Consider the following 16055-nt stretch of genomic DNA (forward strand, 5'->3'; position numbering starts at 1 on the left):
TGCGGGACTTGGCCTTGGCTTCAGGTTCAGGAGAACGCCTGGATGCCGGTCATGGCCCGACCCAGGATCAGGGCATGCACGTCGTGGGCACCTTCGTAGGTGTTCACGGTCTCCAGGTTCACCATGTGGCGGATGACGTGGAACTCTTCCGAGATGCCGTTGCCGCCGTGCATGTCGCGAGCCATGCGGGCGATGTCCAGAGCCTTGCCGCAATTGTTGCGCTTGATCAGCGACACGGCTTCCGGCGCCCAGGTGCCCTCGTCCATCATGCGGCCGACGCGCACGCAGGCCTGCAGGCCCAGCGTGATCTCGGTCATCATGTTGGCCAGCTTCAGCTGGGGGATCTGGTTGGCGGCCAGCGGACGGCCGAACTGCTTGCGGTCCAGCATGTACTGGCGCGCCGCATGCCAGCAGAACTCGGCGGCGCCGATGACGCCCCAGGCGATGCCGTAGCGGGCCTTGTTGAGACAGCCGAACGGGCCACCCAGGCCGGAGGCATTCGGCATCAGCGCCTCGTCGGGGACGAAGGCCTCGTCCAGCACGATCTCGCCGGTGATGGAGGCGCGCAAGGAAAGCTTGCCCTCGATCTTGGGCGTGGTGAAGCCCTTGGTGCCCTTCTCGACGATGAAGCCCTTGATCTTGCCTTCATGGGCGTCGGACTTGGCCCAGACGATGGCGATGTCCGAGATGGGGGAATTGGTGATCCACATCTTGGAACCGGTCAGCAGATAGCCGCCGTCCACCTTCTTGGCGCGGGTGCGCATGCCGCCCGGATCGGAACCGGCGTCGGGCTCGGTCAGGCCGAAGCAGCCGACGATCTCGCCGGTGGCCAGACGGGGCAGGTACTTCTTCTTCTGCTCTTCGGTGCCGTAGCTGAAGATGGGATGCATCACCAGCGACGACTGCACGCTCATGGCCGAACGGTAGCCGGAATCGACCCGCTCCACTTCGCGGGAAATCAGGCCGTAGGCCACGTGGTTGACGCCGGGACCGCCGAATTCCTCGGGGATGGTGGGGCCAAGCAGGCCCATCTCGCCCATCTCGTTCATGATCTCGCGGTCGAAGGTCTCGTCACGGAACGCCTTCATCACGCGGGGCTGGAGCTTCTCCTGGCAATAGGCGTGCGCCGAATCGCGAATCAGCTTCTCGTCTTCGGAAAGCTGGTCTTCCAGGAGGAAGGGGTCGTCCCACTTGAACTGCTGCACAATGCGTCTCCCACATGATGAATGGCACTGTCGGCACCATGACGCATCCGAGCCATCATGAGAAAAATATCTTTTCTATGGAGGTCATAACGGATCATTATATATGGCAATCAGACCCGTCATGGCCGGGCTTGACCCGGCCATCCATGGACCCCCGGATCAAGTCCGGGGGTGACGGTGGCGAAAGAGGCCGCCATGGATATCCGCCAGCTCCGCTATTTCCTAGGGATCATCGAACACGGCTCGCTGACCAAGGCGGCCGAGGCGCTGCGCGTCGCCCAGCCGGCCCTGTCCCTGCACCTGAAACGGCTGGAGGAGGAGTTCGGCTGTCCGCTGGTGCATCGCACGGCGCGCGGCGTCATTCCCACCGAAAGCGGCATGCGGCTGGCCATGCGCGCCGGCGTGCTGGTCGAGCGCATGTCCAGCCTGAAGGACGAGATCCGGGGCCTCGAGGCGGCGCCGGCCGGCCCGGCGGTGATCGGCATTCCCACCTCGCTGGGCCCCGTGCTGACCGTACCCCTGGCGCTGGCGGTGCGCCGCCGCCATCCCTCCATCCATCTCAGGGTGGTGGAAGGGCTGTCGGGCCACATGCTGGAATGGGTGCTGTCGGGCTCGGTGGACATGGCGCTGGTGTTCGGCTCCGAGCATCCCACCGGCCTGGCCACCCGCTTCATCGCCCGCGAACGCCTGGCCCTGGTGGGGCCCAAGGGGGACCGGCTGCTGCAAGACCGCCCGACCGTGGATCTGGCCACCGTCCTGATGCTGCCGCTGATCCTGCCCGGCCGCCCCCATGGCGTGCGGGCCGAGGTGGAGCGCGCCGCCCGCGTCCTGGACGCCGAGCCCCGGGTGGTAATCGAGATCGACGCGCTGGAGCAGATCAAGTCCCTGGTGGCGGCCGGCGCCGGCTACACGGTGCTGTCGGAGCGTTACGCCCGGTTCGGGCCGGAAGCCGCCAACCTGGATTCGGTGCCCATCGTCGCGCCGGAAATCGAGCGGACCATCTCGCTGGCCCACGCCTCCGACCGGCCGCTATCCATCGCGGCGCGCGCCGTCCACGCCATCGCCGTCGAGCAGTTGGAGCTTCTGACCACCGACGGGCGCTGGAACTGATACGCACATTTCCATTGTAAGTATCGCTTCGTAACGCATTGGCGTAGGCTGAATGCGCATTCTTCTTCCGGTGAAGCCCCCGAGGATGCTAGTCTCCGCCCCGTTCCGCGGCAAAGAGAGGCGAAGCCCCCGCGCTGGCGGATGATACCGGAGAGCGTGAGGAGCTTGTTCATGTCCGCAGCCGTTCAGGCCAAGCCGCAGTCGCGGCTTTTGTTGTCGGGTAACGATGCCATCGCCCGGGGCGTGTGGGAGGCCGGCGCCAAGGTGGCCGCCGCCTATCCCGGCACCCCTTCGACCGAGATTCTGGAGAGCCTGTCGCTCTATCCCGACCTCTACGCCGAATGGTCGGTGAACGAGAAGGTCGCCATGGAGGTGGCCATCGGCGGCTCCATGTCGGGCGCCCGCTCGTTCTGCGCCATGAAGCATGTGGGCCTGAACGTCGCCTCCGACGCCTTCATGACCGTGACGGTGGCCGGCGTGATCGGCGGCCTGGTGATCGCGGTGGCCGACGACGTGGGCATGTCGTCCTCCCAGAACGAGCAGGATTCGCGCTTCTGGGGCCGCTTCGCCCACGTGCCGGTGCTCGAGCCCGCCGACTCGCAGGAAGCCTACGAGATGGCCAAGTACGCCTTCGAGCTGTCGGAGGCCTACAACACCCCCGTCATCCTGCGCCTGACCACCCGCGTCTGCCACGTCAAGGCGGTGGTGCAGGTGGGCGAGAAGGTCAGCCACAACATCGGCGGCTTCAAGTCCGACGCGCGCCGCTGGGTGATGACGCCCGCCAACGCCAAGGGCCTGCTTCCCGCCCAGATCGCCCGCGAGGGCAAGCTGCAGGCGCTGGCCGAGTCCTCGCCCTTGAACGTCTTCGATGACGGCTCGGACAAGCGGGTGGGCTTCGTCACCTCGGGCCCCGCCTTCATGCATGTGCGCGAAAGCTTCCCCGACGCTCCGATCCTGAAGCTGGGCTTCACCTATCCGGTGCCCGTCGCCCTGGTGGAGAAGCTGGCCGCGCAGGTCGAGCACCTGGTGGTGGTCGAGGAGACCGAGCCCCTGATGGAACAGGAGCTCAAGGCCGCCGGCATGCTGAAGATCCACGGCAAGGACCTGCTGCCCCGCCTGGGCGAGCTGACCCCCAACGTGCTGATTCCGGCCATCAAGACCTTCCTGGGCGAGCCGGTGCCGCCCACCACCACCTACCCGAAATTCGATCCCTTCCCCCGGCCGCCGACCATGTGCGCCGCCTGTCCCCATATGGGCGTCTACTACTCGCTGGCCCGCATGCGCAAGAACGTGCAGATCTCGGGCGACATCGGCTGCTACACCCTGGGCGCCGGCCATCCGTGGAACGCGCTGGACACCACCATCTCCATGGGCGCCTCCATGGGCATCGCGCTCGGCATGGACAAGGCCCGCTCGGAAGAGACCAAGGACAAGGCCGTAGTCGCCGTCATCGGCGATTCCACCTTCCTGCACATGGGCATGCAGGGCATGCTCGACATCGTCTACAACCGGGGCAACGTCACCGTCCTGATCCTGGACAACCGCACCACCGGCATGACCGGCGGCCAGAACCATGCCGGCACCGGCAAGGGCCTGAAGGGCGACGAGACCCCGCGCGTCGACTTCGTCAAGCTGGTCGAGGCGCTGGGCGTCAAGCCCGAGCGCATCAAGAAGATCGACCCCTATGTGCTGCCGGTGGTGTTCAAGACCATCAAGCAGGAAACCGCCATCCCGGAAGTCTCGGTGATCATCACCGACCGCCCCTGCGTGCTGTCCGAGTTCTATACCAAGATCGAACCCTACAAGGTGGTCGACGAGGACTGCACCGGCTGCGGCAACTGCATCAACGTGGGCTGTCCGGCCATCACGGTGAAGCGCTCGGAATCCAAGACCCGCCCCGACGGCAAGGTCAACGAGCTGAAGTTCACCACCATCGACACCGCCATGTGCACCGGCTGCCACATGTGCGTCGAATCGTGCGGCCCGAACGCCATCGTGCTGGCCAAGCGCACCCAGGCGGCTGAGTGAGGCAAGACATCATGAACGATGTGATCACCAACATTCTCGTGTGCGGCACCGGCGGCCAGGGCGTCATGACCGCCGCCGAGATCCTGTCCCAGGCGGCCATCGCCCGCGGCCTGGACTGCAAGAAGTCGGAAGTGGCCGGCATGGCCCAGCGTGGCGGCGTGGTCACCAGCCACGTCCGCTTCGGTAAGCGCGTGTGGTCCCCCGTGATCACGCCCGGCACCGCCGACATCCTGGTCGCCTTCGAGGTGGCCGAGGGCTCGCGCTGGGCGGACATGCTGCGTCCCGGCGGCGTGGCCATGGTCAACACCATCCGCCTGGTTCCGCCGGTGGTTTCGGCCGGCCTGTTCAAGTATCCGGACGATCCGGTGGCCCAGATGCGGGCGGCGGGCGTCACCGTCTATGACTTCGACGCCGGCGCCATCGCCCGCGAGCTGGGCGATTTGCGTCTGGTCAACACCATCATGCTGGGCGCCATCGCCGATTACCTGCCCTTCCCCGCCGCCGAGCTGGAAGAGCAGATCGTCGGCCGCTTCCGTGAAAGGAAGCCCGCCATGGTCGAGGTCAACCAGAAGGCGTTCTCCGCCGGCCGCGACGCCGCCAGCGGCGCCAAGACCAAGACCTCGGCCGCCTAAGTATTATACGCAGCTTCCGCCTTTGGCATTCTCACCGGCTTCTGTTAGCCTTCAACGAACCGGTGAGAATGTCATTTCCAGGGGAACAGACAGATGGCCGCTGCGGTGGATCTCGGTGCGCTGAAGGTGCTGGTCATCGACGACCAGGAATTCGTCAGAACCATCGTCAAGAAAATGCTGCAGCAGGTGGGAATCGGTCAGGTGGTCGAGGCCCATGACGGCAATTCCGGCCTGGAAGCCGCCGAACGCGAACGCCCCGACGTGGTGATCTGCGACGTTCAGATGCGCCCCATGGACGGCTTCGGCTTCGTCAAGATGCTCCGCGCCCTGCCCTTCGGCCGCACCCTGCCGGTGGTGATGCTGACCGCCCACACCGACGCCGCCACCGTCGGCCGCGCCAAGGAGCTGGACGTCAACGCCTTCCTGGCCAAGCCGGTCCTGCCGCCGGCGCTCAAGGAAAAGATCATCAAGGTGGTCGGCGACGCCCGGGGCTGAACGGGTTCAGCCCGCCCCGCCGGTCCCGCCCCGGCCCTATTTCGCCGTCGGCCCCCGACGCCTCAGCCAGCGCCACAGCAACGCCGCTCCGAACAGCGCCAAGCCCGCCAGCGATGCACCGCTGATCATGTTGGCCGCGCTTTGCGAAGCGGGCACCGCGAAGGGGAACGGGCGGCGGGCGATGAAATCCCTCACCGCATCATCCTCGCCGACCTTGAAATGGTCCCCCGGCCGGCAACTGTTGGCGCCGGGATACACGTAGCAGGCCGGATTCTTGATGTTGAAGACGCCGTCATTGGGGAACATCACCCAGCCGGGACGAAGCCGGCCCACGGGCATCCATTCCAGCTTGTAGCCGAACAGCGTCTGATAGCAGTACAGGTGGGAGCCCCCCTCCACCACCGCCTCGTCATAGGCCCGATCCACGATCACCTGACCGTTCTTGCTGCCGGCAATAATCTTGGTGATCGCCGGTCCGTGCCCGGCTTCCTTGGCCAGGGCATGGGCGCGCACCATGTGCGCCGGAACATAGGCTTCCTGGCGATGGAGGCCGGCGTTGACCAATCCGCCGGTCCACACCGCCGATACGGCGCAGGCGACAGCGGCGACGCGGGCCGCCCAAGGCCTGGCAGCGGCCAGATCGACGGCAATGGCCACGGCAACCGCGCCGATGACGGTATAGGCACACCACCAACGGCTGGGAGCCACATAGGACCCGAGGAACGGAATCGTCTTCAGCAGACGGTTCATGTCCGGGTCGTAGATGTTCACCACAAGCGGCACCAGCAGCACGGCCAGCAATGCCCCGGCCCCGATCCAGGACCATGCCTGACGCTGGCGGAGCTGGACGCGGAGCCCCGCGATGACAGCGATTGCGATCAACACCATCGCCACGGGACCGAGGCCGAAGCGATATTCGTTCTCGCCCAGCGCCCAGGAACTGTTGGTCAGCTTGGCCACTATCGACAGGTCCGTCTCAAGGCCGATCAGGGATCGGATCAACAGCCCAAGCGTATGAAAGCCCCCCTCGTAGCCGGGAAGCAGATACTGGTTGCGCGGAAACTGGCCGAGCAGGGCCATCGCCGCCGCCAGCTTGCTGGCGGATAGCAGGCCCGCGCCGACCAGCGAAACGCCCAGCCGGAACCAGAAAGGAGAGACGCCGTCCGCCCGAAGGGAATGGAGGATGCCGATGGCCACCACTCCCAGCATCAGCGGCACCATGATCGAGACCATGCCGCTGACGAACATGTAGGCGATGATCGCAGCCGCGGCGACGGCATAGCCGATGGAACTCCACCACCGCCCGATCCGCCCTTCCGACGGCGGCGCGACAAGGCAGTAGGCCAGCAAGGGCCACAAGCCGAACGCCAGATGTTGCGCCTGTCCGCTGAGCAGGCGCTCGATCCAGAATCCACTGAACAGGAAGGTCGAACAGCCTGCCAGCGCCGCCCAGCGGCCAAGCGAGAACCCTCGCGTCAACAAGGCATAGCAGCCGGCCAGACCAAGGGCCGACGACAGCAGAAAGCTTAGATAGACACCGGGAATCGGCCCGAACAGGTTGAAGGCGATTTGAACGACGGAAAAATAGAGGTCCTGCGGATCGGGAAAGGCCGGAATACCGCCGCAGCTAGAGGGGTTGAACCAGCGCATGGAGAAATAGCCGTTCTCCTGCGCCCAGAAATAACCATCCAGAAGGCGGGGGAAATAGTAGATGTAATCCGCCGCGACACTGCCGCCTTTCACCGGAAAGGCGGGGCTGATGAAAAGATGGAGGACAAGCAGCAGGAGCGCCGCAGCCAATACGGGCCAAATCTTGCCGATCATGGCCTGGAAAGATGCGCAGCTTCCAACTGTCACGCCCCCCTCGTTATCTACGAGCCTTTATCCTCCCTGAAAAATATATGGATATCCCTACGAAGGGCAATCCAGCCTCTTTGCCGGATTGCCTTAGGTAGGGGGTGTCTGCCGACCCGTGAAAAAGCCTCAGTACAGCCCGCCCGCCGAGGGTGCGGGACCGGCCGCCGGGGCCTGAACCGGCGGCGCGGCGGGAACCCCGCCATCGGCGGCCGGGGACTGAACACCGGCCGGCGGGATCAACTGGACATTTCCGGCCGAGGTTCCGCCCTCCTCCGCCCCCAGGAAGGGCGCGAAGCTGAAGCCGGCATCGACGCCGCCCGAGCCTTCGAGAACGTCCTCCTCGTCGCCGGGCATGCGGTCCGAGCCCTTGAACGCCTCGTAGATGGCCTTGGCGTCGCCGGGCATGGCCGGCTTGCCGGTGGAGGCGTTGACGCGCACCAGACGCACGCCGGGCGGAACGCGGAACGGCGTCGGCGGCTTGTCCTTCAGCGCCTCCATCATGAAGTCGCGGAAGATGGGAGCGGCGATGGAGCCGCCGGTCTCCTTGTGGCCCAGGGTGGCGGGATCGTCGAAGCCGACGAACACGCCCACCGCCAGGTCGGGCGAGAAGCCGACGAACCACACGTCGTTGGAATCGTTGGAGGTGCCGGTCTTGCCGGCCAGGGGCTTGCCCACCGCCTTGATGGAGGTGCCGGTGCCGCGCTGGACCACGCCCTCCATGATGCTGACCATCTGGTAGGCCGAGACGGGGTCGACCATCTGTTCGCGGATGTCGGGCAGCACCGGCATGTCCTGGCCGGTGAAGCGGCCCGCCGAGCAGCCGTCGCAGAACCTGAGGTCGTGGCTGAAGATGGTCTTGCCGTTGCGGTCCTGGATGCGGTCGATCAGGGTGGGACGCACGCGCTTGCCGCCGTTGACCAGCATGGCGTAGGCCGCCGTCAGCTTCAACGGCGTGGTCTCGCCGGCGCCCAGCGCCATGGACAGCTGGCGCGGCAGGTTGTCGTAGATGCCGAAGCGGCCCGAGTAATCGGCCACCTTGTCCATGCCGATGGCCTGGGCCAGACGCACGGTCATCAGGTTGCGCGACTTCTCGAGGCCGACGCGCAGGGTGGTGGGCCCCAGATAGTCGTCGTTGTAGTTCTTGGGCCGCCACAGGGGCAGGCCCGGCCCCTGGGGCAGGGCGATGGGGGCGTCAAGCACCAGCGAGGACGGCGTGTAGCCGCTTTCCAGCGCCGCCAGGTAGATGAAGGGCTTGAAGGCCGAGCCCGGCTGGCGCAGCGCCTGGGAGGCGCGGTTGAACTGGCTCTTGCCGTAGGACCAGCCGCCCACCATGGCCATGACGCGTCCCGTATGGGGGTCGATGGCCACCAGCGCGCCCTCGACCTTGGGAATCTGGCGCAGGCTGAAGGAATTGGCGGGATAGGGCTTGCCATCGTCGCCCTTGGCCACCGGCTCCACTAGGATGACGTCGCCCAGCGCGACCACGTCGGCGGGCTTGCGGGGGAACGGGCCCATGGTGGACTTTTCCAAAGCGGGGCGCGCCCATTTCATTTCGGTGAAAGGCACCCGGCCCACCTTGCCGCCCACCAGCCCCAGGGTCGCCTCGTGATCGTTGAGCGCCAGGACAACGGCGGTCTGCCACGCCTCGTCGGCGCCGCCGGGCTTGGGCACGGCGGCCAGCAGCGGCCCCCAGCCGGCGGCGGCGGGAATGCGGGTGACGGGACCGCGCCAGCCGTGGCGGCGGTCATAGGAAGCCAGTCCCTGGCGCAGCACCTTGGAGCCCACCGCCTGCAGCCTTGCGTCCATGGAGGCGCGCACCACCAGGCCACCCTTCCACAACGCCGATTCGCCGTACTTGGCCTGCAGTTCGCGGCGGATGTCCTCGGCGAAGTAATCGCCGCCCTGGGTGGCCTGCATCTCCTTGCGGGTGCGGACCTCCAGCGGCATGGCCACGAAGGTCTGGTACTCGGTCTGGGTGATCTTGCCGTCCTCGAACAGACGCCCGATCACCCAGTCCCGGCGCTCCTTGGCGGCCTGGGGATGGCGATGGGGGTTGTAGTTGTTGGGCGCCTTGGGCAGGGCGGCGAGGTAGGCGGCCTCGGCCACGTTCAGCTCGTCCAGGCCCTTGTCGAAATAATTGAGCGCGGCCGCCGCCACGCCATAGGCGCCGCTGCCCAGATAGATCTCGTTGAGGTAGAGCTCGAGGATGTGATCCTTGGTGAAGGTCCGCTCGATGCGCAGCGCCAGGATGGCTTCCTTGACCTTGCGCTCGATGGACACCTCGTTGGTCAGCAGGAAGTTCTTGGCCACCTGCTGGGTGATGGTCGAGGCGCCCACCGGCCGCCGGTCGGCACCCTTGCCCCGGTTCTTCAGGTTGACGACGATGGCGCGCGCGATGCCCACCGGATCGATGCCTGCATGGGAATAGAAATTCTTGTCCTCGGCCGACAGGAAGGCGTCCTTCACCAGCTGGGGAATCACCGGCAGCGGCACGAAGACCCGCTTTTCCACCGCGTATTCCGCCACCAGGCGGCCGTCGCCGCCATAGACGCGGGTGGTGATGGGCGGCTCGTAATGGGCCAGCTGGTGGTAGTCGGGCAATCCCCGGCCGTAATGCCAGAAGACGAACAGCGTTCCCGCCGCGCCGACGATGGCCAGCAGGATCAACAGGCTGAACAGTCCAAGCAGGAAGCGGAACATGGGATTGGGCGCCTCAAGGGTCAGGCCCGGTGGTACCGCCTCGCGGCCTCCGGCGTCAAGTGCGGGGAAGATGCAGGCGATGGAGGCGGCTGTCCACTGTCATATGAGCAGGGGAGGCATATGGGCATGGCGGCCTTCACGGCCTGCGCGAGGCCGCCTTGATGGGGGCGGGGCAGTCGATGCGGCTGGTGCCGACCAGGGCGGCCTTCATTCCCTTGGGCATGCCGCGCAGGATGTCCTCGGAGGCCTGGGCCAGTTCGGGCCGCGTGGGCGGCGCGCCGCTGGTGACGACCATGTGGTTGCCGGGCCCCGAACGCAGGTTGTAGTCGGTCCAGCGGTAGACCACCATCCAGCACGCCGGCACCGGCCGGGCGCAGGTCAGGCAGGGCACGGACGGCTTGGGCTCGGCATGGACGGGAAACGCCATGACCACGGCCAGCAGCAGCAGCGGGAGCAGGCGGAAGGCCACGGCTTTAAGGCCGCTTCGCCTTGAGGTTGGGCGGGAAGAAGCGTTCCACCGCCTTGGCGACGGACTTGGCCAGGCGGGCGCGGTACTGCGGCTGGCGCAGCATCCTTTCCTCCGCCTCGTTGGAGAGGTAGCCCATCTCCACCAGCACCGCCGGCACGTCGGGAGCCTTCAGCACGGCGAAGCCGGCGAAACGGTGGGTATTGCCCAAGAGATCCATTTCCTGCCCCACCTCGTCCACCAGTTCGGTGGCGAAGCCGGCCGAACGGTTCATGGTCTCGCGCTGGGCCAGGTCGATCAGGATATTGGCCACGTCGGCGGATTCGTGGGTGAGGTCGATGCCGGCGATGAGGTCGGCCTTGTTTTCCTTTTCCGCCAGGGCCTGCGCCTCGGAATCCGAGGCGTTGCGCGACAGGGTGTAGACCGAAAGGCCCCTGATCTGCGGGTTCTGCACCGCGTCGGCGTGCAGCGAGATGAACAAATCGGCGCCCTGGGCCCGGGCGATGGCGATACGCTCGCGCAGGCGGATGAACACGTCGCGGTCGCGCGTCAGATGCACGCGGTAGCGGCCGTTGCGCTCCAGCATGGTCTTCAGTTCGCGGGCCATGGCCAGCGTGATGTGCTTCTCGTAGGTGCCCGACACGCCGGTGGCGCCGGGGTCGACGCCGCCATGGCCGGGATCGATGACGATCACCGGCACGCCGTCCTTGGCCTTGGCGACGCTTTCCGTCGGGGGAGAAGAAGGCTGGGGCGCGGGCTGCACCGCCTGCAGCACCTGGGGCGGCGGCGAAGCGGGCTGGGGCGCGGCGACGGGCTGCGGAGGGGCCGGGCGCTCGGGCGGCGGCGGCATGGGGGCCGACAGCATCGGCCGCCCCGCCTTGTCGACGACCTTGGGATCGGCCATCTGGGGGCGCTCCACCGGCATGGGCGGCGGAATGAGATTGACCGGGGCCTGAGCCACAGCAACCGGCTGGGGCGGCGCGGCGGTCACCGGCTCGGGCGGCAGGGACTCGGCCGGCGCGTTGGGGCTGGTGACCACGATGCGGCTGGCGTTGGCGGCCGGAGCGGTGGGGGCGACGGCCTCGGGCAGGTGGAACTCCTCCACCGGCTTGGGCGCGGGCGGCGGCGGCGGCGCGGCCTTGGCGGCGGCGGGGGCTTTGAGCACCGGCGCCTTGGCATTGCCGGCGGCGGCCATGAAGGCGGCGTGGGTGGTTTCCGACAGGTCGACCACCAGACGGTGGCCCAGGCCGTCACGGGGCGGGATGATGAAGGCGTTCTTGACCAAAGCGGGTTTGCGCAGGTCCAGGACGATCCGCCCGCCGTCCAGACGCATGGCGTTGACCGCGCCCCACGGCTTGGAGATGCCGCCCGGCCCGGCGTAATCGGTTCCCGAGAGCTCGATGGCGATGCGGTAGGGATCGGCCAGCGGCGTGACCTTGAAGCCCACCTGATCCGACAGGTCGAGGACGAAACGGGTGACGCCCTCGCTGTGGATACCCAGCCGCGCGCCCGACGCCGTCGCCGCCAGTCCGGCCGGCGCGTCGGCCAGCCCCCACAGCAACGCCAGGGCCGTCAAGGCCCACAGGAAACGCGGTCTGGTCCTCATCTGCCTCATAGTCACGGGCCGATTGGTGAATCACAAGGACAGCTATAGCGCAGACGCGGACTCAAGCTCAACCCAAAACGCATTGATTCACCAGACTCTTCGGCGAAATCGACCTCGTGGTCCGACCGGCTGCAACAAGATCGTTGTCGAATGGACGGAGCAGGGCTATTTTGACTGCCCATGAGCTCGCACGATCCAATAGTCCTTTATGGGACGGTGGCGTCACGGCGGTTCGCAGCGACTGCGAACCCGGGGATGCGCCATGGTTCGGATTGCGACGCCAGCCTAGAATTCGAAGCCGGGCGGATTCGCCCGCGATCAGGTTTCCCCCGAATGAGGCCCGTGTCCACTATCGGACGCGCGGGCATTTTCCGAGGCGCCGCTGGTTCCAGCGGCAAACTGATAGATCGCCCGTGCCTGCGCGCCGGCTTCGCTGGATCAGACACCTGCTCGCATGCGCATAGCGCGTCGCGGGCGGCGCCACGGAGAGATCGCCTTAATGGTCAAGCGTATGTTGATCGACGCCACCCACCCGGAAGAGACCCGGGTCGTGGTGGTCAATGGAACCCGCCTGGAAGAACTGGATGTTGAGACATCCACCAAGCGGCAGCTGAAGGGTAACATCTATCTGGCCAAGGTGGTGAGGGTCGAACCCTCGCTTCAGGCTGCCTTCGTCGAGTACGGGGGCAACCGCCACGGCTTCCTGGCCTTCAGCGAAATCCACCCCGACTACTTCCAGATCCCGGTGGCCGACCGCCAGGCCCTGCTGGCCGCCCAGCGGGCCGAGGTGATGCGCGAAGCCACCAACGACCGCGACGAGGCCGAGCCCATCGGCGAAGGCCATCTGGCCGCCGAGGCGGTGGCCGAGCAGACCGACGGCACCACCGTCGAGGACGCCCCCACCCCCGAAAACGGCGAGAACGGCGAGGCCGCCGAACGCGCGCCGCGCAAGCGCCAGGTGGAAACCGTGGGCGGCGACGACGACGCCGAGAACGAGCGCCGCCGGGCGCGCCTGCTGCGCAACTACAAGATCCAGGAAGTAATCAAGCGCCGCCAGATCATGCTGGTGCAGGTGGTCAAGGAAGAGCGCGGCAACAAGGGCGCGGCTCTCACCACCTACCTGTCGCTGGCCGGCCGCTATTGCGTGCTGATGCCCAACACGGCGCGGGGCGGCGGGGTGTCGCGCAAGATCGTGTCGGCCACCGATCGCCGCCGCCTCAAGTCCATCGCCAACGAGATGGACATCCCGGACGGCATGGCGGTGATCATCCGCACCGCCGGGTCCGAGCGCTCCAAGACCGAGATCAAGCGCGACTACGAATACCTGCTGCGCATGTGGGACAGCGTGCGCGAGCTGACCTTGAAGTCCAGCGCGCCCGCCCTGGTCTATGAAGAGGCCAGCCTGATCAAGCGCTCGATCCGCGACCTCTATTCCCGCGACATCGACGAAGTGCTGGTGGACGGCGACGAGGGCTATCGCCTCGCCAAGGACTACATGCGCATGCTGACTCCGTCGCATGCCAAGAAGGTCCAGCCCTACAAGGACCCGGTGATGCCCATGTTCCACCGCTATCAGGTGGAAGCCCAGCTGGACGCCATGCATTCGCCGGTGGTCCAGCTGAAGTCGGGCGGCTACATCGTCATCAGCCAGACCGAGGCGCTGGTCGCCATCGACGTCAACTCGGGCCGCGCCACCAAGGAGCGCCACATCGAGGAGACGGCGCTGAAGACCAACATGGAGGCCGCCGACGAGGTGGCCCGCCAGCTGCGCCTGCGCGACCTGGCCGGCCTGATCGTCATCGACTTCATCGACATGGAGGAGAACCGCAACAACCATGCGGTCGAGCGTCGCCTCAAGGAAGCCCTGAAGAACGATCGCGCCCGCATCCAGGTGGGCAAGATCAGCGCCTTCGGCCTCCTCGAGCTGTCGCGCCAGCGCCTGCGCCCCTCGTTGCAGGAAACCACCTTCAGCCCCTGCCCCCATTGCGGCGGCACCGGCCTGGTGCGTTCGGTGGAATCGGCGGCCGTGCATATCCTGCGCGCCATCGAGGAGGAGGGCATCCGCCGCCGCTCCTCCGAGGTCACCGTGCATGTGCAGCCGGCCATCGCGCTCTACATCCTCAACCAGAAGCGTTCGGCGCTGGCCGCCATCGAGGAGCGCTACGAGTTCGAGGTCTTCCTGGAGGGCGACGACAGCCTGATCCCGCCCGCCTTCCGCATGGACAAGGTCAAGGCCGAGTTCCGCCCCGACGAACCGGCCCGCGCCGCCATCTCCATGGATGACGCCGCCCACCGCCCGCCGGCCGAGGCCGAGCCGGAGGAGGCCGAGGACGAGGACGACGAGGAAGAGGAAGCCCAGCCCGAGCGTTCGGGCCGGAACCGGGACGAGCGCTCGCGCGACGAGCGTAACGAGGACGGCGAGGACGGCGAGGGCCGCAAGCGCCGCCGCCGCCGCCGCCGCCGCCGCAAGCCCGGCGACGACCGTCCGGACCAGGCCGACGGCGAAGGCGCGCCCGACGCCGACGACCAGCCCCAGAACGAAGGTGAAGCGGCCGAAGCCGGCGAAGACGACGGCGAAGGCGAGGGCGAGGGCGAGGGCGAAGGCCACCGCACCGAGGGCGGTGACGACGATCAGCCGCGCAAGCGCCGCCGTGGCCGCCGCGGTGGCCGCCGCCGCCGCCGCCGTGACGGCGAGGGCGAGGGCGAGGGCGCCGAGGGCGAAGCCGGAGCCGAAGAGGCCGCCGAGGCCGGAGCCGAGGCCGTGACCGCCGAGCCGGCCGCCGACCAGACCGTCGACGTCCCGGCGCAAGCGCCCGCCGAGGCCGCTCCGGCCGCCGAGGACGCCGCGCCGGCCGAGAAGCCCAAGCGCAAGCGCGCCCCGGCCAAGAAGAAGGCCGAGGCCCCCGCCGAGGAGGCCAAGCCCGAAGCCGCCGCCGAGGACGCCGCTCCGGCCGAGAAGCCCAAGCGCAAGCGCGCCCCGGCCAAGAAGAAGGCCGAGGTCGCCGTGGAGGCCGCCGCCGAACCGGTGCCCCCGCCGGTCGAGGAGCCCGCCGCCCCCCAGCCGGAACCCGCTCCGGCCGTGGCCGAGACGCCCGTCGCCGAGACCGTCGTCGCCGAGACCGTCGTCGCCGAAACCGTGGTGACGACGGAACCGGCGGCCGAGCCCGAGCCCCCGGCCCCGGCCAAGCCGCCGCGCAAGGGCTGGTGGAACCGGCTGATGTCGTGATTTGACGTGTGCGGCCCCCGCTTCCGAGCGGGGGCCGGCCGTCACAGCAGAGGGAGCCGCCGCTCATGAGGGCACTTCGTCCCATCATGGCCGCCCTGGTCCTGCTTCTCTCCTCCCAGGCCGCCGCGGCCACGCCCGCCTTCCTGGCGTCGCAGCCTGAACAGGTTCTGGCCTTCGACGTCACCCGCAACGGCGGGACCATCGGCTACCACACCTATGCCTTCCGCCCGCGCAAGGGCGGTTTCGAGGTCCGCGTCGAGGCCGATATCCGGGTGAGCTTCCTGCTCATCCCCTTCTTCGTCTACGAGCAGCAGGGCGTCGAGGTGTGGGAGAACGGCCGGCTGAAATCGCTGGATTACGTCACCAACGACGACGGCGCCCGCCATGCGGTCAAGGCCGAGTTGGCCGGCGGCCGGTTGCGGGTCTCGGTGGACGGCCAGCCGCACACCACCCACCCGGAGATGATTCCCGGCTCGCTGTGGTATCCCCCCTCGCCCGACCACACCATGATGCTCGATCCCGGCGACGGCAACCCGACGCCCTTGAAGGTCCAACGGCTGGGCGAGGAGACCATTACGGTACGCGGCAAGCCGACGCCGACCACCCGCTGGCTGTGGGACGACGGGCTGCGCCGCGAATTGTGGTACGATACCCGCCAGACCCTGGTCCAGGTCTGGATTCGGGGCGACGACGGCTCGGACATCTACTACGTCCTCAAATAGGCGGGCCT

Annotated in this window: 11 protein-coding genes; 6 read left to right on the forward strand and 5 right to left on the reverse strand. The window is 67.4% G+C overall.

Annotated features, from left to right (window positions below; all coding sequences use genetic code 11):
- Window positions 1–26: 26 nt before the first annotated feature.
- The gene (locus XM1_RS19110) at window positions 27–1205 is read right to left on the reverse strand and encodes an acyl-CoA dehydrogenase (protein ID WP_068436294.1); all 1179 of its coding nucleotides are present in this window, start codon (window positions 1203–1205) and stop codon (window positions 27–29) included.
- Window positions 1206–1382: 177 nt separating this feature from the next.
- Here XM1_RS19110 and XM1_RS19115 point away from each other — a divergent pair, with 177 nt between their 5' ends.
- The 4 genes from XM1_RS19115 to XM1_RS19130 all read left to right on the forward strand — a co-directional run bounded on the left by XM1_RS19115 (window position 1383) and on the right by XM1_RS19130 (window position 5470).
- Window positions 1383–2315 carry a LysR substrate-binding domain-containing protein gene (locus tag XM1_RS19115; protein ID WP_231920590.1) on the forward strand — a complete coding sequence of 311 codons (933 nt, stop codon included), beginning with the start codon at window positions 1383–1385 and terminating at the stop codon, window positions 2313–2315.
- 171 nt (window positions 2316–2486) lie between these two features.
- Window positions 2487–4343 (forward strand): thiamine pyrophosphate-dependent enzyme, encoded by a 1857-nt coding sequence (locus tag XM1_RS19120; protein ID WP_068436296.1) that lies wholly within the window; start codon window positions 2487–2489, stop codon window positions 4341–4343.
- 11 nt (window positions 4344–4354) lie between these two features.
- The gene (locus XM1_RS19125) at window positions 4355–4975 is read left to right on the forward strand and encodes an indolepyruvate oxidoreductase subunit beta (protein WP_068436298.1); all 621 of its coding nucleotides are present in this window, start codon (window positions 4355–4357) and stop codon (window positions 4973–4975) included.
- Window positions 4976–5068: 93 nt separating this feature from the next.
- Window positions 5069–5470 (forward strand): response regulator, encoded by a 402-nt coding sequence (locus XM1_RS19130; protein WP_068436300.1) that lies wholly within the window; start codon window positions 5069–5071, stop codon window positions 5468–5470.
- A 36-nt stretch (window positions 5471–5506) separates the two neighbouring features.
- Here XM1_RS19130 and XM1_RS19135 read toward each other — a convergent pair whose 3' ends face one another.
- The 4 genes from XM1_RS19135 to XM1_RS19150 all read right to left on the reverse strand — a co-directional run bounded on the left by XM1_RS19135 (window position 5507) and on the right by XM1_RS19150 (window position 12099).
- Window positions 5507–7294, reverse strand: coding sequence for a hypothetical protein (locus XM1_RS19135; RefSeq protein ID WP_068436302.1), 1788 nt, complete (start codon window positions 7292–7294; stop codon window positions 5507–5509).
- A gap of 159 nt (window positions 7295–7453) precedes the next feature.
- Complete coding sequence (locus tag XM1_RS19140; RefSeq protein WP_068436304.1) at window positions 7454–10027, reverse strand: penicillin-binding protein 1A; 2574 nt, start codon at window positions 10025–10027, stop codon at window positions 7454–7456.
- A 136-nt stretch (window positions 10028–10163) separates the two neighbouring features.
- On the reverse strand, window positions 10164–10496 hold the full coding sequence (locus tag XM1_RS19145) for a hypothetical protein (RefSeq protein ID WP_231920591.1): 333 nt from the start codon (window positions 10494–10496) through the stop codon (window positions 10164–10166).
- 4 nt (window positions 10497–10500) lie between these two features.
- On the reverse strand, window positions 10501–12099 hold the full coding sequence (locus XM1_RS19150) for an N-acetylmuramoyl-L-alanine amidase (RefSeq protein WP_231920592.1): 1599 nt from the start codon (window positions 12097–12099) through the stop codon (window positions 10501–10503).
- Window positions 12100–12598: 499 nt separating this feature from the next.
- Between XM1_RS19150 and XM1_RS19155 the strand changes: the two genes are divergently transcribed.
- Together XM1_RS19155 and XM1_RS19160 are read left to right on the forward strand one after the other, a co-directional pair.
- Window positions 12599–15325, forward strand: coding sequence for a ribonuclease E/G (locus tag XM1_RS19155; protein WP_068436308.1), 2727 nt, complete (start codon window positions 12599–12601; stop codon window positions 15323–15325).
- Between the two features lie 65 nt (window positions 15326–15390).
- A complete protein-coding gene (locus XM1_RS19160; protein ID WP_068436310.1) occupies window positions 15391–16047 on the forward strand; it encodes a DUF6134 family protein in 657 nt (218 codons plus the stop codon).
- Window positions 16048–16055: the final 8 nt, after the last annotated feature.

Origin of the sequence: Magnetospirillum sp. XM-1 (assembly GCF_001511835.1) — a bacterium.
Taxonomy (GTDB): domain Bacteria; phylum Pseudomonadota; class Alphaproteobacteria; order Rhodospirillales; family Magnetospirillaceae; genus Phaeospirillum.